The following is a 22,723-nucleotide window of genomic DNA, read 5'->3' on the forward strand; positions in this document are numbered from 1 at the left end:
GTCAATGATGCGAGCGATTTCAAAAGGCCGAGACTTGCCCTAAGGTTCCGTCCGAGGATGTCGAGGAGGAGAAGGTGTTCCCAGGCTGGATCATCGTAGCGTCGGCACTAGGCTACCTGCTGTTCCTGTTCGCCGTCGCCAGCTTCGGCGACCGCAAGACCCGTGTGCACGGCGTTCCCGCCGGTGGCCGGCCTGTGGTCTACGCCCTCAGCCTGGCGGTCTACTGTACGTCCTGGACCTATTTTGGCGGGGTCGGACTGGGGGCGCAGTACGGCCTCGAATTCATGGCAATTTATATCGGGCCGATCCTGATGTATACGCTGGGCATGCCGGTCCTGAGGCGGATCGTCGAGCTCGCCAAGACGGAAAAGATTACCTCCGGGGCCGATTTCGTCGCGGCGCGCTACGGCAAGAATCCCGTCGTCGGCATGCTGGTGACGGTGATTTATCTCGTCGGCATCATTCCCTATATCGCCCTCCAACTAAAAGCGGTGTCGAGCTCCGTCGCTGCCGTCATGGATCCGACGGCCTACGGCATCGGCACAGGCAATCTCTATTTCATTGACCTGCCGCTGATCGTCGCCTTCATTCTCGCCTGTTTTGCCGTGATCTTCGGCACGCGCCATACCGATGCCACTGAACACCAGGACGGCCTGATTCTCGCCATTGCGATGGAGTCGGTGGTCAAGCTGGTCGCCTTCTGGACCCTCGGCATCTTCGTCATCTGGACGATGTTCGACGGCCCGGCCGATCTGTGGCAGAAGGCGACCGAGAGCGAGGCCGTCATGGCGGCGCTCACTCATGAGACGCCAGCCAGCCGCTGGATCCTCCTGATCGCGCTCTCGGCGTTTGCCATCATCATGCTGCCCCGCCAATTCCACGTCACCGTGGTGGAAAATCGGACACCGCGAGAGTTGAAGCTCGCCGGCATTCTGATGCCGATCTACCTGATTGCGATCAATATCTTTGTGCTGCCGGCTGCCATCGCCGGGATTCTAGTCTTCGGTGGCACGGGCGATGCCGACCTTTACGTGCTGTCGCTGCCGCTGCAGGCAGAATCAGGCTTCGTCTCACTGCTCACTTTCATCGGCGGCTTCTCGGCGGCGACGGCCATGGTCATCGTGGCCTCCGTGGCACTTGCGATCATGGTGTCGAACGACATGGTTCTGCCGATCTTCCTGCGGCACAAGCTCCTGGGACGACCGAGCCAGCGGGAAGATTTTGCCAAGACGCTGCTGCATATTCGCCGCACCGCAATCTTCGGCGTCTTGCTTCTCGGCTATGTCTATTACCGCTCGGCCGACAACACGACCGGCCTCGCCAAGATCGGCCTCCTGTCCTTTACCGCCATCGCCCAGATCGCGCCGGCCATGTTTGGCGGGTTGATCTGGCGGCGGGCCAATGCGCGAGGTGCCATTGCCGGGCTCACGACCGGGTTCCTCGTCTGGGCCTATCTGCTGTTCCTGCCCAGTCTCGGCACCGAGGATCACTCGTGGATCGCGTCCACGGTTCTCGGCTTCCTCCTGCCCGGGCTCTCCATGTTCGAGCCGCAATATGCGGATCCCCTTGTCAATGCGACGATCTTCAGCCTGTTGATCAACTCGCTCGCCTTCGTCATCGGCTCGCTCAGCCGCAATCCCCGTCCTGTGGAACGTATCCAGTCGGCGATTTTCATCAAACGGCAGCCGCGTTCCAACTTCGCGACGCGTGGCTGGAAAACCAGCGTCGCGGTCGGCGATCTCAAGGCCGCAATCGCGCGCTATCTCGGAAACGAGCGCATGGAGCGCTCCTTCCGCTCCTATGAGCAGACAGTGGGGCACAAGCTGGCGGATGACAGTCCGGCGGACATGACCTTCATCCATTTCTCCGAACAACTTCTCGGCAGCGCCATCGGCTCCTCCTCGGCTCGTCTCGTCCTTTCGCTGATCCTGCAAAAGGCCGAGGATCCGTCTGCCGATACGGTCTGGCTGCTCGACCAGGCATCCGAGGCACTGCAGTACAACCAGGACATGATGCAGACGGCGCTCGCCCAGATGGAGCAGGGTATCGCGGTCTTCGACGCCTCCGATCGGCTGACAATCTGGAACCGGAGGTTCCGAACGCTGCTGGATCTCCCGGAACACGTTGGCCAGGTCGGGTTTCCGTTGCTCGACATGATCGCGATGCTGTCTCAACGGGGCGACGTACCATCCGGCGACACGCAGGCGGTGATCCGCAGTTTCCACCAGTTCGACAGCCCGTTCCAGATGGTGCTGGCCGGCGGCAAGCGGATCATCGAGGTCCGCTGTAACCTGATGCCGGACAAGGGTCTGGTTGCAACCTTCAGCGACATCACAGCCCGCGTGGCGGCGGATCAGGCCCTCAAACAGGCGAACGAGACGCTGGAACAACGCGTGAGCGAACGGACGGCCGAACTCACGCGGGTCAACCACGCGCTGGCCGAAGCGCGAGCGGCTGCCGATGAAGCCAATATCGGCAAGACCCGCTTCTTCGCCGCTGCGGGCCACGATATCCTTCAGCCGCTCAATGCCGCCCGTCTCTACTCCTCCTCATTGGTGGAGCGATTGGGCGTGTCCGAAAACAGTGCCCTGGTCGAGAACATCGATTCGGCTCTCGAGTCGGTCGAGAGCATTCTCGGCGCCGTGCTCGACATTTCACGCCTCGATACGGGTGCGATGAAACCGCGTTTCTCCAGTGTGCCCCTGAGCAACCTGTTGCAGCGTATCGAAACCGATTTCGCGCCCATGGCGCGGGAGAAAAACCTGAAGCTCGTGGTCATGCCGACGACGCTCTCGGTGCGCTCCGACCCGACGCTGCTGCGACGTCTCGTGCAGAACCTCGTCTCCAACGCGATCAAGTATACGCCATCCGGCCGGGTCGTCGTCGGTGCGCGGCGCCTGGGCGACAAAGTGGTGATCCAGGTGACGGATTCCGGTATCGGCATTCCGCCCTCCAAATTCCGCACCGTGTTCAAGGAGTTCGCCCGCCTGGAGGAGGGCATGCGCTCAGCCTCCGGTCTCGGGCTCGGCCTTTCCATCGTCGACCGCATCGCCAAGGTCCTGCAGCACCCGGTCGAACTCTCGTCACAGCCCGGCAAGGGTACGACCTTCAAGGTCGTGATGCCGGTCGACATCGCCAAGCCTGCTGCCAAGAGTGTCTTGCCGCTCGATGGCGGCAGTCGCACGACGCCATCGCTGCAGGGCTTCCGCGTTCTGTGCATCGACAACGAGCCGAAGATCCTCGAAGGCATGCACCTCCTGATCTCCGGCTGGGGCTGTAGCGTCGAATGCGCAGGCTCGATCGCCGAGATGGACGACATCCTGAAATCCAGCCAACCGCCGGATCTCGTCATCGGCGATTATCACCTCGATGACGGGAGCGGCATCGGCGCGATCCTCAGACTTCGGGCGCTGACCAAGACCGATGTACCGGCTCTGCTCGTGACCGCCGACCGTTCGGCCGAGGTGCGGGCCGAAGCGGAACGTCATTCGATCACGCTGCAGCACAAACCTGTCCGGCCCGCTGCTCTCAGGGCCTTCATCACCCAGATCTCGTCACAGCGACGGGCTGCCGCTGAATAATTCCAGTAGCCGACGACCGACACTTTGCCGGCCCCGTTCGACTTTCGGCAAACCTATTCTGCGCTCGTTGACAGGCCAATGACAGGCGATGCGCCGGGATGTCAGAGCCTCAGAGACCAGACAGTGGCGTTGCTGACGACACCTGGCTCGGCGACGAGCCTGATTTCGCGCACAGGCTCGAAACCTGCAATCCGCTTGGTCCCGGTAATCCGGCCATCATCGGCGAAAATTTCGAGCGATCCATAATCGACAAAGATGCGCAGGCGGCGGGCATCGGCACCTCGCGCAAGATAACGCGGCCCCGGCGGCTCGTCCGGACGATCGAGATAGCCGTGCAGGATCTCCAGCCCCTCGTCATGCTGGACAATCGCGAGGCGGATATCAGGGTGATCGAGTTCCAGCCGGAATGCGCCGCCCGCTTCCGAAAGCTCGAAGGCGATCTCGGCGGCGCCGGTGGGCAGGACAACCGACTGGCCGCTCGACAGGCGCGTTCTGTCGAGCATGCGGGCGCGAAGACTTTCGGCAGCACCGATGGGCGGGGTCAGCAGCGTGTCGCCGTCCAGAACCAGATGGCGCGGCAGGGTCATTGCCGAAGGAAAATCGATGCTGGGTCCCGTATCGGCCCAATTGCCGAGCCAGCCGATGCCAACCGGTGTTCCTCCATCGACAAAGGCCTGGAAGGCGTAGTTGTCAGTGCCGAAATCCAGTTCCCGCCCGAAGGACTTGGCAAAGCTTCTGCCATCGAACCAGCCGATGTCGATCATGGTCAGATTGCGCCGGCCTGTCTCCTTGTCTTCGCCATTCATCAAGCCGTAGATCAGCGCCCAGCGGGTTGCGGGATCGCGGTGGTCGCCGCCGATCGGGAGGAGGCAGGGGCATTCGAGCGCCGAGGTCTCAAAGCGGGTTTCGGTGTAAAGTTTGCCGACATAGGTCCAGCCACCGGCTGCCGTATTGTCTTGTGTCTCATAGAGCAGGATTACGCCGCCCCCTGTGCTCTGGCTGCCGAGCAGCATCTTCCAGAGACCGTCCGGCCCTCGAAACACGTAGGGATCGCGGAAATCGAAGGTGAGGCCTTCGCCATCCGGTCGATGGGGCAGGAAGACTTCCGCGGCGCCCGCGCTGAACAGATCCGTCGATATCGCCGTGAGCTGGATCTCCTGCTCCGGCGTGCGGTCGGCGATCTTTTCGGTGAAGAACACCCTGATTCCGGGACTATCGGTGCGCGCGATCGCTGAGCCCGAAAATGCGCCACCACGCTTGTCGGGCCTGACACTCAGTTCCTCCGACGGGAAGAGGAAGACCGGCAGGTGGCGCCAGCGCAGATAGTCCGAAGAGACGGCATGGCCCCAGTGCATGTTGTTCCAGATCCGGCCATGCGAATAATGCTGATAGAAGAGATGCGGCCGTCCGCCGAAGCGGCCGAAGCCGTTGGGGTCGTTCATCCAACCGAAGGGCGGGCGGAAATGATAACCGTAGGGCAAGTCCGGCGGCTCATTGGATGGGTTGGTATGGATGACCGCAATGCCGGTTTCAAGCACGTCTGATGGCGTGAACCAATAGGCGACCGAGAGCGACGTCACCGCCATGTCGTAGGCCAATGTCACCGTACCACCGCCGAAGACCTGGTAGATGCGGAAGGAGTTCTCCTCGGCATTCGAAGCCTGCACTTCGCCGAACTTGCCGTTCGAACTGTACAAGGACACCGCCCCTGGTTCATCCGGCGTCACGGCCTTCAGCCAGAGATGCAGCACAGCGTTTACAGGAAGTTCGACTTCGATGGCCCTGTAGTGATCCGGTATGGCGGTCGCTGTCGTCATGCAGGTTTCCCTTCTTTTCTTTCTAGGCCAGCGCTCAACGGGACGAGCTACGTGGCTGTTCCATGCTTGCCTGTCACAGAGGCTTCAGAAAACCGTCACGGGCGCTTCATCCGAAGCACCTAATGCGGCAGGAACGATATTGTAGATCGGAGCCCTGCTCATGCGTCTCGCGGTTCTCGTCCCTGCCCTGCTGCTCTCCCTCGTTACCGGGGCCGCCAGTCTCGCGCCCCTCCCCCCGTCGAACCGGGCGGCCCTCATACATGACCGCCTTGTCCAGGCTAATCTCAACCGCGACCATATCATGGTCGTGGCCCATCGTGCAGGGTGGAAGAAGGATGGTCTTGCCGTCCGGGCCGAAAACTCCTTCGCGGCGATCGATCATGCTGCATCAACCGGCGTGGAATTGGTCGAGCTTGACGTGCGCCGATCGAAGGACGGCATGCTGGTCATCATGCATGACGAGACACTGGACCGAACCACGACCTGTCGCGGCAAGGTCGCAGACCATACGCTTGCCGAACTCAGGTCATGCCGGCTGATTGTGGAAGGTCAGCAAACGCTGACCGAGGAGCGTGTCTTTACGCTGGAAGAGGCAATGCTGCATGCGCGCGGCCGGATCCTGATCAACATCGACAACAAGCTTGAACCGGAAGCCCTGGTCGAGGTCGCCGATCTCGCGCGCAGCCTCGACATGACGGAGGGCGTTTTGCTCAAGCTCGCAGTCTGGAACGCGGAAAGGTTGCAGCTTGCCCGAGACATCCGCCATGCAATTGGCCCAGACATCGCCTTCATGCCGATCCTTGCCGACGATGCCGTGACCGAACCGGCCTTCATCGACCGTACACAGTCGGCGCTCGGAGCACCCGCTGCGGAGCTTGTCCATTGGTACCGCGATGCCATGCAACCCATCACCACGGATGGCGGACCGCTGCTGTCGCCGCTCGCACGTGCCGTTGCAATCCGCAATGATGCACATCTATGGATCAACACCTATCCGATCGCCGATCGTCCGGAGGGCATGGTCGCCGGCGGGCGCGGCGACTATCTCGCGCTCTCGACAGGCCGCCCGGAGGATGTCTGGGGCTTCTTTGTCGAACGCGGCGTGACGATCATCCAGACGGACGAACCGGATGCGGTCATTGCGTGGCTCGATCGTCAGGGATTGCGGCGCTCCTATGAACTGACGAACTGAGACCGACTACACGACCCGAAATAGAAAAGGCGGCTCGAAAGCCGCCTTTTCCAATGCATTCACATCCCCAGGCTCAAGCAGCCTTTGCGGCTTCACCATAGGGGTCAAAACGGCCGTAGAAGGTCTCGCCCTTGGCTGCCATGTCCTTCAGGAGCGGCGTCGGGGTAAAGTGCGGGCCGTATTGCTTGGCGAGGCGTTCGCAGAGGCTTACGAAGGTCTTCACACCCATTCCGTCGATATAGGACAGCGCCCCACCGGTGTAAGGTGCGAAACCGAAGCCCAGGATGGAGCCGACATCCGCTTCGCGCGGGTCGGTGACGATGCCTTCTTCGACTGTGCGGGCGGCTTCCAGTGCGATGGTCGCGAGGAAGCGTTCCTGCAGCGTCTTGACGTTGACGTCATCCGGCTTCTGCTGCGGATAAAGGTCCTTCAAGCCCGGCCAGATGTGCTTCTTGGCCGGCTTTGCGGGGTAGTCGTAGAAACCCTTGGCGTTCTTGCGGCCAAAACGCTCTTCCTTTTCGACCATGCGGGCAACCAGCTCCATGTGGCGCGGATCGACTGCCTTTTCACCGAGATCGGCAACGGTGGCCTTCAGGATCTTGTAGGAGAGATCGATCGCGACTTCATCGTTCAGTGCGAGCGGACCGACCGGCATGCCGGCGAACTTGGCCGCATTTTCGATCATGATCGGCGGCACGCCTTCGATGAGCATGTTGTAGCTCTCGGCCATGTAGCGCAGGACACAGCGGTTGACGAAGAAGCCACGGGTGTCGTTGACGACGATCGGGGTCTTCTTGATCGCAGCAACGTAATCGAGTGCCACGGCGAGTGCCTTGTCGCCGGTTTCCTTGCCGAGGATGACTTCGGTCAGCATCATCTTCTCGACCGGCGAGAAGAAGTGGATGCCGATGAAATCGACCGGACGCTTGGAGTTGCCGGCAAGACCCGTGATTGGCAGCGTCGACGTGTTGGAGGCAAAGATCGCGCCTTCCGGCAGCACGGCCTCGACCTTCTCGATGACGGCCTTCTTGACATCACGGTCCTCGAAGACGGCCTCGATAACGAGGTCGGCATCGGCCAGCGTGCCGTAGTCGTCGGACGGGGTGATCAGCGACAGGAGCTTGTCGCCATCGTCCTTGGTCAGCTTTCCCTTACCGACAGCGCCGGCGACCAGACCTTCGGAATGGGTCTTGCCCTTGCCAGCGGCCTCCATGTCACGATCGATCAGCACCACATTGATGCCGGCTGCGGCCGTGACATAAGCGATCGAGGCGCCCATGAAGCCGGCGCCGACGACACCGACCTTCTTGATCTCGGACTTCGGCTGACCAGCCGGGCGGCGGGCGCCCTTGTTCAGCTCCTGCATCGAGACAAAAAGCGAGCGGATCATCGAATAGGCTTCGGTGGTCTGGACGATCTCGGTGAAATAACGTTGTTCGATGCGCAGGCCCGTGTCGAAGGGCACCTGCAGGCCTTCATAGACGCTCTTCAAGATGGCAAGTGCTGCCGGATAATTGCCGGCGGTTTCACGGCGCAGGATCGCGGAGGCAGCCGGCCAGAGCTGGGCGGCAGCCGGGGTCCAGATACCGCCGCCGGGAACCTTGAAACCCTTTTCGTCCCAGGGGGCGACCGGCTTCAAACCGTCCTTGATCATCTGCTTGGCAGCATTGATCAATTCGCCGGGCTCTACGACCTGATGCACCAGGTTCATGGCCTTGGCGCGAGCGGCCGACAGTGTCTGACCGGTGGTCATCATCTGAAGGGCGTCCTGCGTGTTGGCGAGACGTGCCACGCGCTGTGTGCCACCGGCACCGGGGAAAATGCCGACCTTGACTTCCGGCAGGCCGATCTTGACCGACTTGGCGTTCGACGCCACGCGGCCATGGCAGGCAAGCGACAGCTCGGTCGCGCCACCCATGCAGGTGCCATTGATCGCCGAGACCCAAGGCTTGCCATTGGTCTCGATCTTGCGCCAGAGCCAGGTCATGCGACCGGCGGCGTCGAAGAGCTTCTGGACGGCGGCGGCCGGGTCCTTGGCCTTTTCTTCTTCGAGCATGGAGAACATGCCCTTGATCATCGTGAGATCGGCACCGCCCGAGAAGGAGGACTTGCCGGACGTGAAGACCACGCCCTTGATGCCGTCATCGGCAACGGTCTGGTCGAGGATCTTCTCGATCTCGTCCATGACTTCGACGGTGAAGACGTTCATCGACTTGTCGGGCATGTCCCAGGTGACGAGGGCAATGCCGTCTGCGTCGGTCTCGATGGTGAAGTTCTTGTAAGTCATATCTTACTCCTCCCGGAAATCAGACGCGTTCAATGACGGTGGCAGTGCCCATGCCAGCGCCGATGCAGAGGGTGACGAGGGCCGTGTTCAGATCGCGGCGTTCCAGCTCGTCGAGCACCGTGCCGAGGATCATCGCGCCGGTGGCACCGAGCGGATGGCCCATGGCGATCGCGCCGCCGGCGACGTTCATCTTCGAATGGTCGACCTCGAAATGCTGCATGAAGCGCAGCACGACGGCGGCGAAAGCCTCGTTCAGTTCGAACAGGTCGAAGTCGGAGATCTTCATGCCGGTGCGCTTCAGGAGCTTTTCGGTCACGTCAACCGGGCCCGTCAGCATAAGCGCCGGATCCGAGCCGATATTGGTGAACGCACGGATGCGGGCGCGGGGCTTCAGGCCCATCGATTCTCCGCCTGCCTTGGAGCCAACCAGAACAGCGGCGGCACCATCGACGATACCGGACGAGTTGCCAGCGTGGTGGATGTAGTTGATGCGCTCGATTTCCGGATGGGCCTGGATGGCAACGGCTTCGAAGCCGCCCATTTCGCCGGGCATCTGGAAGGAGGGATTGAGGCTTGCCAGCGACTGCATATCAGTGCCGGGGCGCATGTGTTCGTCGCGGTCGAGGATCACGAGACCGTTGCCGTCCTTTACCGGGATGACCGACTTGGCAAAGTTGCCGGCAGCCCAGGATGCGGCCGAGCGCTTCTGGCTTTCGACGGCATAGGCGTCGACGTCGTCACGGGTGAAGCCATATTTTGTCGCGATCAGGTCGGCCGACACGCCCTGCGGCATGAAATAGCCGGGAAAATTGACCGAAGGGTCCATGTACCAGGCGCCGCCCGACATGCCCATACCGACACGGGACATGCTCTCGACGCCACCGGCGATGACGATGTCGTCCGAGCCCGCCACGACCTTGCCGGCCGCAAGATTGATCGCGTCGAGGCCAGACGCGCAGAAGCGCGAGATCTGGATGCCGGGGGCGGAAAAGTCATAGCCAGCCTCGAAAGCAGCCGCCTTCGGGATGACGGCGCCAGCCTCCATGACCGGGTCTACGCAGCCGAAGATGATGTCGTCGACGGTCGAGGTGTCCAGGCCGTTGCGGTCGCGCAGGGCCTCCAGCGTCTTGGCGGCCAGACGCGGCGTCGGCACTTCGTGCAGCGATCCGTCCTTCTTGCCGCGCCCGCGGGGCGTGCGCACGTGGTCGTAAATGAAGACTTCAGTCATCGTCTCTCTCCCTTGGGCGCACGGGGCGCCTTGATCTTGACGGGGCGACGCCCCTCATCCGCCTGCCGGCACCTTCTCCCCGCAGGCGGGGAGAAGGAGGAACCCTCATAGGCCGCGTGGACCGTTACCCATGCCGCCGCGGCCGCTTCCGCTCTCCCCGCATGCGGGGAGAGGGAGGGTGAGGGGCAAAACTCAAAACGCCTCGGCGGCCATTTCCATCAGGCTGTCGGCACCGGTTTCGATGCGGGCCTTGCGCAATGCCGTCTCCGGCATGATCTTTTCCATGTAGAAGCGGCCGGTCAGCAGCTTGTTCTTGTAGTAGTCGGCATCACCGGATCCTGCGGCGAGGTTCTCGTTCGCAGCCTTGGCCATTTTCGCCCACATATAGCCGAGCACGACGAGGCCAAAAAGATGCATGTAGTCGGTCGAACCGGCACCGGCATTGTCGGGCTTTGCCATGGCATTCTGCATGAACCACATGGTCGAGGCCTGCAGGTCGTTCAAACCCTTCTTCAGGCTCTTGGTGAAGGCCGAGAGGTTCTCGTCCGAGCGGTTTTCTTCGCAGAAATCTCCGATTTCCTTGAACAGCGCCATGACCGCACGACCGCCGTTGAGACCGAGCTTGCGGCCGACGAGGTCGAGCGCCTGGATCCCGTTGGCCCCTTCGTAGATCATGGCGATGCGCGCATCGCGGACATACTGGCTCATGCCCCATTCTTCGATATAGCCGTGGCCGCCGTAGACCTGCTGGGCCATGACCGCATGATCGAAGCCCTTGTCGGTCAAGACACCCTTGAGGATCGGCGTCATCAGGCCGAGCACGTCGTCGGCAAGCTGCTTCTCCGTGGCATCGCCCGAGCGGTGCGCGATGTCGGACTTGAGCGCCGTCCACAGCGTAAAGGCGCGACCGGCTTCGTTGAAGGACTTGATGGTCAGCAGGGCACGGCGAATGTCCGGGTGAACGATGATCGGATCGGCCTTCTTCTCGGGCGCCTTGACGCCTGACAGAGAGCGGCCCTGGATGCGCTCGCGCGCATAATTTGCAGCGTTCTGATAGGCGATTTCGGAGATCGACAGGCCCTGAAGGCCAACGCCGAGGCGGGCTTCGTTCATCATGACGAACATGGCCGCCAGGCCCTTGTTCTCGGCGCCGATGAGATAGCCGGTCGCCTCGTCATAGTTCATCACGCAGGTGGCATTGCCGTGGATGCCCATCTTGTGCTCGATCGCACCGCAGGTAACGGTGTTGCGGTCGCCCACCGAACCGTCGTCGCCGACCATAAATTTCGGCACGATGAAGAGCGAGATGCCCTTGGTGCCCTCAGGTGCACCCTCGATACGGGCAAGGACCAGATGGATGATGTTGTCCGACATGTCGTGTTCGCCGGCCGAGATGAAGATCTTCTGGCCGGAAATCTTGTAGGAGCCGTCACCGTTCGGCACGGCCTTGGTGCGCAGGAGGCCGAGATCGGTGCCGCAATGGGGCTCCGTGAGGTTCATCGTGCCGGTCCAGACACCCTCGACCATCTTCGGCAGGTATTTCTGCTTCTGCTCGTCGGAGCCGTGCTCCAGGATCGCGGCGATCGCGCCCTGGGTGAGGCCCGGATACATCATCAGCGCCATGTTGGCCGACGACATGTATTCACCGACCGCCGAATGCAGGATGTAAGGCAGGCCCTGGCCGCCGTATTCGGCCGGCACTGCGAGACCCAGCCAGCCGCCCTGACAGTAGGCGTCATAGGCCTGCTTGAAGCCCTTCGGCGCCTTGACCGAACCGTCATCCGAACGGACGCAGCCTTCCTGGTCGCCGGAGAGATTGAGCGGGAAAAGCTGCTCTTCCGCGAGCTTCGCCGCCTCACCGACGATCGCCTCGATCATGTCGGGGGTCGCGTCCTCGAAACCCGGCAGGTTGTTGTACCGCTCCAGGCCAAGCACGTCGTTGAGAATGAAAAGCGTGTCGTTCACAGGGGCCTTGTAGACAGGCATCGGTCATCTTCCTCCAAAGACTTCGGTTCCGACGGGATCGGACTGTTCTGGCTTATACAAATAATTGACGTGCGCGTAAACGTCAAAATTTCCAGGCGCGGCATTTTCGCCCGCTCGTCTGGATGACACCCTCCCCTTGCCAAACTCCCATACGCCGCTTGCGCGGGGCAGGAGCGCAGCTTGATCGATCGGGGCTCCTTCATGTTTTTCAGCACATGATTAACGGCTTGTTTACCATGTTTCATGAATGGTTGCGTTTGAAAGCTGGTGATCCATCCGTGATTCCAACGTCGCCTGCGCGCTTTAACGCACAGCGCCTCGGCCGAAGCGAAGATGGACCACTCGGACGCATTCGGACGGCATGATCCGCCCGGCATCATCGAAGCGAGCAGAACCATGAACGGATCGCGATCTGAGACGCAAAGGCCCGGCAGCCCATCCTCCCTGGATGCGTTGAGTCGCACCATTGAAGGGCTTGAGGCGCGGATCGAAGGACTGATCGGCCAGCAGGCCGCTCGCAGCCGCGGGTTGGACGAGCCAGCATCGCGGCCCCTGCCCGGCCGCCGCGCGGACGATGTGCTGCGCAACGAGCGCGATCAGCGCCCGGATCCGCTGGCTGAAATCCGTCAGCGCCAGCGCGCACTCGAAGAGGGCCGCAGTCGGGGTGGTGATCGCAGCCTCTACAGCCGCAGTGAGGAGCAGCCGGCACGCCCGCCGCTGCGCCAGCCCCTGCCGCCGCTTTCCGACCCGCTGCCATCCTATCCGGCACGCGCAGCCGCTCCGGTCGCTGTTGCCGCACGCGCCAGTGACGACATTGCCGAAGCGTTGAGCGGGCTGCGCCGGGAGCTCAAGCAGGACATTGCCGAAAGCCTGTCGCACGAGATCGCCGGCCTCCGCAACGAAATGCGCTCCTTGCGCGCACTGGCCGAAGAAAGCCGGCCGCGGGATGACCTGCACCAGGATATCGCCCGGCTCGCCGAGAGCCTCCAGCGGCTCGAAGGCGTGAAGGCACCCGGCACGGACGGACTGCGTGAGGACTTCAACGAATTGCGCTCGCTGATGGACGGTCTGGCGCGCGAGGATTCCATGCGCCGCATGGAACGCCGCTGGGACGATGTTGAAGTGCGCCTCGATGGGCTGGACACCGGTGCCATGCGTGACGAGATCATCCGCATCGCCGACCGGCTTGACGACATTAAGTCCCAGCTCGGCGGCATAGGCGATACGCGCGCCATTCGCGCACTCGAAGAGAAACTGATCACAGTCGCGGCGGCACTTGAACACATCGGCGCGCATATCGACCCGAACGAGCGCATGGTGATGGAGCATTTCTCCTCGCTCGACATGCGCCTCGACGAGATCACCCGGGCAATCGCCGCCGGCAGCCGCAACAGCGGCCCGGGCAATGACCCGGCCACGTTCCACCGCCTGGAAGAGCGGCTCTCCGGCCTTGCCCGACAGATTGAAGGCCTTTCGGAACACCGCGCGCCGCAGAACGACGCGTCGTTCGAGATGGCGGAACGGCTGGAACTGCTCACCGCGCGGATCGAACAGCTGTCGGCCGAACAGGGTGCCGCGCGCCTGGAAGAGCGTCTCGACCAGATGTCCTACATGCTGGAACGAGCGCAAACGCCGGTGCCGGCTCCGGAACTCACCGGATATCTCGCCGACATCTCGCGCAAGATCGACGCGCTCGACAGCGGTGCCGGCAATGATCGCCTTGCCGATCGGCTCGAAAACCTTGCACAGCGGATCGAGGAACTGGATGCGCCGCAGCCGGTCGCCATGTTCGACGACAGCGCGCTTCGCAACCTTGAGGATCGGCTGAATGCCGTTGTCGACCGGCTGGAGGAAACGAATTCTTCTGGTTCGGCCAGCGAAAGCGCCAGCCTCCGGGGGCTCGAAGACCAGATCGCCCACCTCTCCGCCCTGATCAGCCAGCCGCCGGCTCAGAATCCCGAGGTCGCAGGCCGCATCTCCGCGCTTGAAGACTATGTCGCGACCAGCGACGAATACATCATCGAAGCCGCCCGCCAGGCAGCCGAGACTGTCATGGCCAACTTCGCGCATCGCTTCCCAGCCGGCAGCCAGGCAGAGTCGGCGGACATTTCCGCGCTGACGGCGCTGTCGGAGCATCTGAGGCAGCTTGAAGACCATACGCGCCATTCCGAAGAGCGTACCCACCGCACCTTCGAAGCGCTGCACGACACGCTCGTCCAGATCGCCGGACGGCTGGATGAGCTGCATCATCTGGGCCAGCCGCAGGAGGCGGCTCCGCTTTTTGCCCAGTCTCCGATCGCCCCGGCGCACGCTTCACGCGCGGACGAAAGCGCCGTCCCCATGGCACAGCAGACGCCGCGCATGGTCGCAGAGCCGGCCGCAGAGGCCATGCATCCGATCGATGAGGAACTGCTCGCGGCTGCCGATGATTTTGCCCAGACCATGACCGCGCTGCCGGTCATCGATGCCGCACGCGAGAAGAAGGCGACCAAGCCGAGCCTGCTTGCCGGCCTCGGCAAGAAGCTGATTCCGGGCAAGAAGGCCACCAAGGCCGTTGCAGAGGCGCGTCAGACGATCGACCCCGCTCCCTCGCTCGATCCGGTGGACCTGCTCCCGCCTGACGATGCCAACGAATTGCTGGAGCCGGGCTCGGGCGCTCCGGACGTGCGCAAGATCCTGGAACGCGTTCGCGCCAGCCAGCAGGCCACAAAAACCAGCACATCCACCGAGGACAGCGGCGACAGGACCGATTACATCGCAGCTGCCCGCCGTGCTGCCCAGGCAGCAGCCATGGAGATGGACCGCGCCCAGAAATCAGCGCCCGCTGCCAGCAAGACGCTGTCCGATGTCAAGGCCAAGTCGAGAGCGGCTGGCCCCTCCCTCTTCGCCCGGTATCGCCGTCCGATCCTGATGGCCGTCGGCGCCATCCTGCTTGCCGCCATGGCCATGCCGCTGGTCAACACCCTGACCAGGAGCGAAGCCCCTCCGGTGGTCGAGGACGTGGCTCCGGACGAGACGAGCGAAATCGCGCCCATCGACCAGCCCGTCGACACCGCGCAGACGACCGCGCCGGCCATTGCCGAACTTGCAGCACCGGGCGCCGAGGCGGTCAACAGTGACGCTCCGGCCAAGATGCAGGCAGAGCTCGCAGCTGCGCCGTCGGTGGCAACGCCGGATGCTTCTCGCGCAGCGCCGGTCGGCGCCTTGATGGCCCCCGTTTCGGGCACGCCCGCCCAGAGCCTCGAAACGACAGCCTCTGCCCCGGTCGCCGCCACGCTTGGATCGGCGCAACCTCAGACGGCAGAAGCGACCAAGGTCGTGGTCGCCGAAGAGATCACGGCTCAGGCTCCTGCAGCGGACATCATCGTTCCTGCAGACATCACGCCACCCTCGCTGTCCCTCGCCGCCAAGAATGGCGATCCGCTGGCGCTTTTTGAAATCGGCGCGCGCTATACCGAGGGTCGCGGCGTGAAGAGTGATTTTGCCGAAGCGGCCAAGTGGTACCGCATGGCGGCTGACAAGCGGCTTGCACTCGCCCAGTATCGCCTCGCCAATTTCCTTGAAAAGGGGACGGGCGTCGCGCCAAACATCGATGAAGCAAAGCGCTATTACGAGATGGCGGCCAATGCCGGCAATGCCAGCGCCATGCACAACCTTGCCGTCATCTATGCTTCTGGAAAAGACGGTGCGCAGGACTATGCCAAGGCGGTGGAATGGTTCACCAAGGCTGCCGACTACGGCGTCTCCGACAGCCAGTTCAACCTCGCCATCCTCAGCGCACGCGGCAACGGCACATCGCAGGATCTGGTGACGTCCTACAAGTGGTTCGCAATCGCAGCCAAGGGTGGCGATAGCGACGCCGCCCAGAAGCGCGACGAAGTGGCCAATGCACTCAAACCCGATCAGTTGGAGCGCGCTCGCGCCGAAGTCGATCTCTGGAAGGCCAAGGAGCTGAACCCAGACGCCAACTCGGCCAATACCCCGGACGAATGGGCGGGCAAGGGCCTGAAAACGGCCAGCGTCGACATGAAAAAGGCGATCCGCAACATTCAGGCGATCCTGAACAAGAACGGCTTCGATGCCGGCACGCCCGATGGCCTGATGGGCGCCAAGACCGTCTCGGCGATCAAGGCTTTCCAGACCTCCATCGGCGAGCAGCCGACCGGACAGGTGACAGACAAGCTGGTGACGGAGTTGCTCGAACGCAACAAATGATGCGACTGTCATAAAAGACCGCGTTTGACGGTCTATGAGGGGCTGTTGAATTGACTTGGCAGCCTCTGAGGCGCAAGAAAGAATTCGAACGGTAGCAAGTGCGATCAAGGACTTGCGACCGCCCAGCATGAAAGCCAGCAAGGGCTCAAAGGCCCGATAGCGACCGCGCCAGAGAGTGCGGATACCTGCATTTGAGGTCCGAAGGTGACGATCTATCTGCCGATCGCCGAGTTGTCGGTCAACGTGTTCATCATCCTCGGCATGGGCGCGGCTGTCGGCTTCCTATCGGGAATGTTCGGCGTGGGTGGCGGCTTCCTGATCACACCACTCCTGATCTTCTACAATATTCCGCCCGTGGTCGCCGTTGCGACCGGCGCAAACCAGGTTGTCGCCTCATCGGTATCGGGCGCCATTTCGCATTTCCGGCGCGGAACGCTGGACATGAAGCTCGGCACTGTCCTGCTCATAGGCGGCCTCGTGGGAGCGACGATCGGCGTCTTCATCTTCTCCTGGCTGAGACGCCTCGGCCAACTCGACCTGATCATCTCATTGCTCTACGTCGTCTTTCTTGGCACGGTCGGCGGACTGATGCTGGCAGAGAGCCTGCGGGCGCTGCGGCGTGCGGCGCGCAACGAAGCGCCCCCCTTGAAGCGACCCGGCCAGCACAACTGGGTGCACCGCCTGCCCTTCAAGATGCGCTTCAAGAAGTCGAAGATCTATCTCAGCGTCATTCCCATCCTGGCGCTCGGCTTCGGCATCGGCATACTGACCTCGGTGATGGGTGTCGGCGGCGGTTTCATCATGGTGCCAGCCATGATCTATCTGCTGCGGATCCCGACCAACGTCGTCGTCGGCACGTCGCTGTTCCAGATCATCTTCACCACCGCCTACACCACGATCGTCCAGGCGGCGACCAACTATTCCGTCGACATCGTGCTTGCCTTCGTTCTCATGGTGGCCGGTGTCATCGGCGCGCAATATGGTGTGCGGGTCGGACAGAAGCTGCGCGGCGAGCAGTTGCGTGCGCTTCTCGGCCTGCTCGTTCTCGCCGTCGGCGTGCGTCTTGCGATCGAACTCGTCGTGACACCCGACGACTTCTACTCGCTGGCGATCGGAGGCTGACATGAGAACGTGTCTGCTCGCCCTCATGCTTTCCGCCTTCATCGGTCTTTTTGCGCCGGCTGTGGCGCAGGATCCGCTGACGACGCAGCTTGCGGAACGCGAAGGCATGGATATCGGCACTTCGACCAGCGAAATCGCGATCACCTCGGATTTCTCCGGCGCCGATCTCACCATCTTCGGTGCCCTGACCAGAACCGACCAGCTTCTGCTTGCGATCGGCCAATATGACGTCGTGGTGATGCTTGAAGGACCGCGTGACTGGACCACCGTACGGCGCAAGGAACGTCTCTTCGGCATTTGGGTCAACCGTACCTCGCTGACCTTCGAACAGATGCCGATTTCCTATTCGCTCGCCAGCACGCGACCGGTCGAGGAAATTGCGGCCGACGATGTGCTGACATCCCTGGGGATCGGCATCGACCACCTGGCGCTGACGCCCACGGGCTTCATCAGCAACGCCGCCAATCTGGGCGAATTTCGCGATGCGTTCCGCCGGCTGAAACAGACGGGCGGGCTCTACCAGCGCGACACAGGCGGCGTGCGCTTCGTCTCATCGAGCCTCTTCAAGGCGACCCTTCGTTTGCCTGCCAACATCCCGAACGGCGTACACATGGTGCGTGCCTATCTCTTCAAGTCCGGGGAGTTCATCGCGGAAAAGGAATTGCCTCTGCGCGTGATCAAGACCGGCCTCGAGGAAGCGATCACCGAAGCCGCCCACCAGCAGCCGTTGACCTATGGCGCCTTTGCCGTCGTGCTGGCGCTGATCACCGGCTGGGCCGCGAGCCTACTCTTCCGACGGGATTGAGGGCTCACCCGGCGGCCATGCGTGCCTTGAGGTCGAGATAGGCTTCCGTCAGTTCGCGCAGTACGTCGCGGGCTCCGGCCTCGCGCTCGGCGCCCAGATGGATCACCCTGAGCTCTGCCATGAAGGCTTCCCAGAGCGGCGCGCCGCCACGTTCGAGAATTTCGGCGCGGACAGCCAGATCTTCGCTGACCGGACGGTGCTTCCGCCCCCAGGCGCCCATCATGGCGAGCATGGGAACCAGCTGGATGGCAGGTTCGGTCAGGGTATATATGCCTTTTTGGCGATGTGTCGGATCGTCGGCGCGAACAAGTAGCCCCTGGGCGACGAGACGCTTCAGCCGATCGGCCAGGATGTTCGAGGCGATACCCTCTTCGGAGTTCTGCAAGAGTTCGCGGAAATGCCGGCGGTTTCCGAACATCACGTCGCGGATGACGATCAGGCTCCAGCGATCGCCCAGCACTTCCAGCGTCAGATTGATGGGGCAGCCCGAACGTTGCGATGTCATTTCCCGCCTCCCGAAACTGATTGCGTCTTGCCACCAGTTGCGCTACCGATCAACCAGTTTTAATATGCAATCGGTTTTGGGAGGACTGGGATGCGTAAGCTGATTGGCTGGAACCTGATGTCGCTGGACGGATTTTTCGAGGGAGAGACGCCCTGGGACCTGTCCTTTCACCACACCGTCTGGGGAGAGGACCTGCGCCGCTATGCAGTGTCCCTGGGCGAGGAGACCGATTTCATCGTCTTCGGTCGCAAGACCTATGAAGGCATGGCCGCCCACTGGCAGGAAACGTCGGAAGAGCCTGAGATCAAGGCCTATATGAATGCCAAGGCCAAGGGTGTTGCCAGTCGAGGCTTGAAGGAAGCGCAGTGGAACAACACGCGCGTTCTGTCGGATGCTGTTTCCGACCTGCAGGCGATGAAATTGCTGCCGGGCGAGACCATTTTCGTCTTCGGCAGCGCAGAGTTGCAGCACACTTTGCTGGAGGCGGGACTGATGGACGAGATCCGGATTTGCCTGGCGCCCGTGCTGCTCGGAAAGGGCAATCCGCTGTTCAAACCGGGCTTTGAAAAGAAGCTGGCGCTGCTCGAGGCGCGGCCGGTCGACACCGGTGCCGTGATCCTGCGCTATGCGGTCAAGCCGAACTGAACGGCAAGCTCAGCCGAGGAGGTTGCCGAAGCGCACCGAATAGATCCGGTCGCGGCCGAGAAGGTGTGCGATCAGCTCCGTGCGGGCGAAGAGGCCTGTGAAGGCCTTGTGGCGAAGGTCGAGGCCACCCGTTGTGACGCCGAAGGATGGCATGACCATGCGCAGTCCGTCAGTCGCAAAGCACGGGCGCCGAACTGATTTTTCACGGCGGCGGACGGTGGCGGACGGGTGAAGATGACCGGCCACCTCGCCCTTGCCATGGGCGAGCGACGGCTCGTGACGAAAGGTGAGGCCAGAAAGCGAGAACTCATCCATCGACGCCCCTGGCAAAGCGGTGGTGCCATCCGGATCATGATTGCCGTTGATCCAGACGATCTCCCGTCCACCGGCGAGGCCCAGGATCATTTCCCGGAACACGGAGGGCATCAGGGCCGAACCGACGCGGTCGTGGAAATTGTCACCCAGACTGATGATCGTCGCCGGCTGGAAGCGCGCAACCACACTCTCCAGCAGGCGCAGCGTGGCAAGCGTGTCATAGGGCGGGAGCAGCTGACCTCGTCTGGCGAAAGCAGCCCCCTTTTCGAGATGCAGGTCGGACACGACGAGGGTGCGGTGATCGGGCAGGTACATGGCGCCGGTGAGATCACAGACTGCGGCCACGCCCGAGACGGCAATCTCGGTCGTCGTCTCCACTGTCTCGATCGGCGCAAGGCGCCTCGCCATCATACCCGTCATTTGCTCATTCCGCAGTGCCCGGTGCCGTCATAGCCGCTCCGCATGGTTCACGCCATGGCTTCGGCGATCAGATCGTCTGCCGCCATGGACAGTACATGTTCCTGGGCCTCTCCCGCCACGGGTTCCTTGCCGATCTCCAGCATCACGGGTACGGCGAGCGGCGAAATCTGGCTGAGGCGCTTGTGCAGGATATGCCCTTTGATTCGCTCCAGCATATCGGCAAGGCGGGCGATGTCCAAAAGTCCGGCAGCGGCATCCTGTCGCGTTGCCTGCATGAGGATATGATCCGGCTCGTGGGTACGCAGCACGTCGTAGATCAGGTCGGAGGAGACCGTCACCTGCCGGCCTGATTTCTCCTTGCCGGGATGACGTTGCTCGATCAGGCCGGCAATCACGGCGCAATTGCGGAAGGTGCGCTTCAGCATGAAGCTCTCGTCAAGCCAGGTCTCGAGATCGTCGCCCAGCATGTCCTGATCGAAGAGGTCTGCGAGGCTGAGTGCTCCCCGCGCGATCAGCGAGCCCATGTCCTCCAAGGCCCAGATTGCGAGTGCATAATCCGTCGCGACGAAGCCCAAGGGCTTTGCCCGCATGCGCTCCAGCCGGCGGGTGAGCAGCATGCCGAGCGTCTGGTGCGCCAGCCGGCCCTCGAAGGCATAGATCACCATGTAGAAGCGCTCGCCGCGCGGGAAAGTCTCGATCAGCAAATCGCCGCGCTTTGGCAGAACCGACTTCTCCGCCTGCAGCGACAGCCAGTCGCGCACCTGATCGGGCAGGCTAGAACGACGCCCGGGATCGTCGAGCATGGCGCGAACCTGCTCGGCGAGATAGGTCGAGAGCGGGAATTTGCCGCCGGCATAGGCCGGGATCTTCGGATCCATCGAGAAAGCGTTCGACACGAGGCACTCATTGTCCCTGATACCCTCGAAGCGCAGCACCTTGCCGGAGAAGAGGAAGGTATCGCCCTGGGTCAGCTGCTCGAAGAAATACTCCTCGACCTTGCCGAGCGTCATGCCGCCGCGACCGATCGAGCCGAGATGGTTGCGCTTGACCAGCCGGACATTCAGCATGGGCATCTCGACGATGGTGCCGAGGTTCAGGCGATATTGCTGGGCGACCTGCGGGTTGGAGACGCGCCATAAACCGTCGTTGCGGCGGCGGATGCGGGCGTAGCGCTCGTAGGTTCGGAGCGCATAGCCGCCGGTCGCGACGAAATCGACGATGCGAGCAAAGGTCTCACGCGGCAGGGAGGCATAGGGCAGCGCCGTCGTCACCTCGCGGAACAGCTCTTCCTCGTCGAAGGCATCCGCACAGGCCATGCCAAGCACATGCTGGGCCAGCACGTCGAGCGAACCCTCTCCGACCGGGGGCGTGTCCTGTGCGCCGATATAGTTCGCATCAAGAGCCGCCTGGCACTCCATCACCTCGAATCGATTGGCCGGCACCAGGATTGCCCGCGACGGCTCATCCATGCGGTGGTTTGCGCGACCGATACGCTGGGCAAGCCGGGAGGCACCCTTGGGCGCACCGACATGGATGACGAGATCGACGTCCCCCCAGTCGATGCCAAGATCGAGGGTGGAGGTCGCAACGACAGCCCGCAACCGGTTCTCGGCCATGGCCGCTTCCACCTTGCGGCGTTGCGAGACATCGAGCGAGCCGTGATGCAGCGCGATCGGCAGGTTGTCATCATTGACCGTCCAGAGTTCCTGGAAGAGCATTTCGGCCTGGGAGCGGGTGTTGACGAAGAGCAGCGTCGTCTGAAAGTCCTTGAGGATCCTGTAGATCTCGGGAATGGCATAGACCGCGCGATGCCCGGACCACGGAATGCGATCCTCGGTTTGCAGGATGGTGATATCGGGTCTGGCGCCGCCCTCGACCGTGATCAGACCAGCCGCCGCCTCGCCCTCCTCCGGCTGGGCGACCAGCCAGCGGCGCAGGTCCATCGGTTGCGCGACGGTCGCGGAGAGGCCGATGGTCTTGAGACCGGGGGCGAGCTTCCTCAAGCGCGCGAGACCGAGCGACAACAGGTGGCCACGCTTCGAGGTGACCAGGGAATGCAGCTCGTCGAAGATGACGTAGCGCAGATCCTTGAAGAAGCGGGCAGCATCGGAATGGGAGAGCAAGAGCGCCACCTGCTCCGGGGTCGTCAGAAGAATATCCGGCGGATTGGTCTTCTGCCGCTGGCGCTTGTGCGCCGGGGTGTCGCCGGTCCGGTTCTCGATCGTGATCGGAAGTCCCATCTCGGTGACGGGCTTCATCAGGTTGCGCTCGACATCGACGGCAAGCGCCTTGAGCGGCGAGATGTAGAGCGTGTGGATCCCGGTGAAGCCCTCCCCCGGTTTCTTGCGCCCGCGCTCCGTCAATTCGGTCAGCGACGACAGGAAGCCGGCGAGCGTCTTGCCCGCGCCGGTCGGGGCGATCAGCAGAAGGCTTTCGCCACCATCCTCCCCAGATCTCGCCCGGGCCAGCAGCTCCAGCTGATGGTCACGCGGCTGCCAGCCCTTTTCACCGAACCAGCGGAGGAAGGGGGCAGGCAGAAGGGAATGGGTGGAATCAGCTGTCGTCACCGCCCCAAGGTAGTGGACGGACACCGAAAGAGAAGAGG

At 62.5% G+C, this 22,723-nt stretch carries 13 protein-coding genes; 6 read left to right on the plus strand and 7 right to left on the minus strand.

All coding sequences use genetic code 11. The annotated features are described in order from the left end of the window. The first annotated feature begins 74 nt into the window (after positions 1–74). Positions 75–3,581 carry a PAS domain-containing hybrid sensor histidine kinase/response regulator gene (locus tag LJE98_RS02870; RefSeq protein ID WP_229573266.1) on the plus strand — a complete coding sequence of 1,169 codons (3,507 nt, stop codon included), beginning with the start codon at positions 75–77 and terminating at the stop codon, positions 3,579–3,581. 101 nt (positions 3,582–3,682) lie between these two features. On the opposite strand, the gene LJE98_RS02875 is transcribed toward LJE98_RS02870, so the two are convergent. Then, positions 3,683–5,398 carry a GH32 C-terminal domain-containing protein gene (locus LJE98_RS02875; protein ID WP_229573267.1) on the minus strand — a complete coding sequence of 572 codons (1,716 nt, stop codon included), beginning with the start codon at positions 5,396–5,398 and terminating at the stop codon, positions 3,683–3,685. Between the two features lie 160 nt (positions 5,399–5,558). On the opposite strand from LJE98_RS02875, the gene LJE98_RS02880 reads away from it, so the two are divergent. Further along, positions 5,559–6,590, plus strand: a complete 1,032-nt coding sequence (locus LJE98_RS02880) for a glycerophosphodiester phosphodiesterase family protein (RefSeq protein WP_229573269.1) — start codon at positions 5,559–5,561, stop codon at positions 6,588–6,590. 73 nt (positions 6,591–6,663) lie between these two features. Here the strand turns inward: LJE98_RS02880 and LJE98_RS02885 are convergent, their stop codons facing one another. The 3 genes from LJE98_RS02885 to LJE98_RS02895 all read right to left on the minus strand — a co-directional run bounded on the left by LJE98_RS02885 (position 6,664) and on the right by LJE98_RS02895 (position 12,091). Further along, positions 6,664–8,877, minus strand: a complete 2,214-nt coding sequence (locus LJE98_RS02885) for an FAD-dependent oxidoreductase (protein ID WP_229573270.1) — start codon at positions 8,875–8,877, stop codon at positions 6,664–6,666. Between the two features lie 19 nt (positions 8,878–8,896). After that, positions 8,897–10,105: an acetyl-CoA C-acetyltransferase gene (locus tag LJE98_RS02890; protein WP_229573272.1), complete on the minus strand. Its 1,209-nt coding sequence runs from the start codon at positions 10,103–10,105 to the stop codon at positions 8,897–8,899. Between the two features lie 192 nt (positions 10,106–10,297). Then, the gene (locus LJE98_RS02895; RefSeq protein WP_229573279.1) at positions 10,298–12,091 is read right to left on the minus strand and encodes an acyl-CoA dehydrogenase C-terminal domain-containing protein; all 1,794 of its coding nucleotides are present in this window, start codon (positions 12,089–12,091) and stop codon (positions 10,298–10,300) included. A gap of 396 nt (positions 12,092–12,487) precedes the next feature. Between LJE98_RS02895 and LJE98_RS02900 the strand changes: the two genes are divergently transcribed. The 3 genes from LJE98_RS02900 (at position 12,488) to LJE98_RS02910 (ending at position 18,233) form a co-directional block, all read left to right on the plus strand. Next, positions 12,488–16,306, plus strand: a complete 3,819-nt coding sequence (locus LJE98_RS02900; protein ID WP_229573280.1) for a peptidoglycan-binding protein — start codon at positions 12,488–12,490, stop codon at positions 16,304–16,306. Between the two features lie 204 nt (positions 16,307–16,510). Further along, positions 16,511–17,428 (plus strand): sulfite exporter TauE/SafE family protein, encoded by a 918-nt coding sequence (locus LJE98_RS02905; RefSeq protein ID WP_229573282.1) that lies wholly within the window; start codon positions 16,511–16,513, stop codon positions 17,426–17,428. Position 17,429: 1 nt separating this feature from the next. Then, on the plus strand, positions 17,430–18,233 hold the full coding sequence (locus LJE98_RS02910; RefSeq protein ID WP_229573283.1) for a TIGR02186 family protein: 804 nt from the start codon (positions 17,430–17,432) through the stop codon (positions 18,231–18,233). Between the two features lie 4 nt (positions 18,234–18,237). Here the strand turns inward: LJE98_RS02910 and LJE98_RS02915 are convergent, their stop codons facing one another. Next, a complete protein-coding gene (locus tag LJE98_RS02915; protein ID WP_229573285.1) occupies positions 18,238–18,738 on the minus strand; it encodes a winged helix-turn-helix transcriptional regulator in 501 nt (166 codons plus the stop codon). A gap of 90 nt (positions 18,739–18,828) precedes the next feature. On the opposite strand from LJE98_RS02915, the gene LJE98_RS02920 reads away from it, so the two are divergent. Further along, positions 18,829–19,383: a dihydrofolate reductase family protein gene (locus tag LJE98_RS02920; protein ID WP_229573291.1), complete on the plus strand. Its 555-nt coding sequence runs from the start codon at positions 18,829–18,831 to the stop codon at positions 19,381–19,383. A 9-nt stretch (positions 19,384–19,392) separates the two neighbouring features. Here LJE98_RS02920 and pdeM read toward each other — a convergent pair whose 3' ends face one another. Further along, complete coding sequence (pdeM, locus tag LJE98_RS02925) at positions 19,393–20,109, minus strand: ligase-associated DNA damage response endonuclease PdeM (RefSeq protein WP_229573890.1); 717 nt, start codon at positions 20,107–20,109, stop codon at positions 19,393–19,395. 56 nt (positions 20,110–20,165) lie between these two features. Continuing rightward, the gene (locus LJE98_RS02930; protein ID WP_229573293.1) at positions 20,166–22,685 is read right to left on the minus strand and encodes a ligase-associated DNA damage response DEXH box helicase; all 2,520 of its coding nucleotides are present in this window, start codon (positions 22,683–22,685) and stop codon (positions 20,166–20,168) included. Between the last annotated feature and the right edge of the window lie 38 nt (positions 22,686–22,723).

It is taken from the genome of Rhizobium sp. 'Codium 1' (assembly GCF_020889605.1).
Lineage (GTDB): Bacteria > Pseudomonadota > Alphaproteobacteria > Rhizobiales > Rhizobiaceae > Allorhizobium > Allorhizobium algae.

What these genes read in the sequence shown, in the direction of transcription:
- LJE98_RS02875 (WP_229573267.1), bottom strand. Translation starts at nt 5,398, where the DNA reads ATGACGACAGCGACCGCCATACCGGATCACTACAGGGCCATCGAAGTC.
- LJE98_RS02880 (WP_229573269.1), top strand. Translation starts at nt 5,559, where the DNA reads ATGCGTCTCGCGGTTCTCGTCCCTGCCCTGCTGCTCTCCCTCGTTACC.
- LJE98_RS02885 (WP_229573270.1), bottom strand. Translation starts at nt 8,877, where the DNA reads ATGACTTACAAGAACTTCACCATCGAGACCGACGCAGACGGCATTGCC.
- LJE98_RS02890 (WP_229573272.1), bottom strand. Translation starts at nt 10,105, where the DNA reads ATGACTGAAGTCTTCATTTACGACCACGTGCGCACGCCCCGCGGGCGC.
- LJE98_RS02895 (WP_229573279.1), bottom strand. Translation starts at nt 12,091, where the DNA reads ATGCCTGTCTACAAGGCCCCTGTGAACGACACGCTTTTCATTCTCAAC.
- LJE98_RS02900 (WP_229573280.1), top strand. Translation starts at nt 12,488, where the DNA reads ATGAACGGATCGCGATCTGAGACGCAAAGGCCCGGCAGCCCATCCTCC.
- LJE98_RS02910 (WP_229573283.1), top strand. Translation starts at nt 17,430, where the DNA reads ATGAGAACGTGTCTGCTCGCCCTCATGCTTTCCGCCTTCATCGGTCTT.
- LJE98_RS02915 (WP_229573285.1), bottom strand. Translation starts at nt 18,738, where the DNA reads ATGACATCGCAACGTTCGGGCTGCCCCATCAATCTGACGCTGGAAGTG.
- LJE98_RS02920 (WP_229573291.1), top strand. Translation starts at nt 18,829, where the DNA reads ATGCGTAAGCTGATTGGCTGGAACCTGATGTCGCTGGACGGATTTTTC.
- pdeM (WP_229573890.1), bottom strand. Translation starts at nt 20,109, where the DNA reads ATGATGGCGAGGCGCCTTGCGCCGATCGAGACAGTGGAGACGACGACC.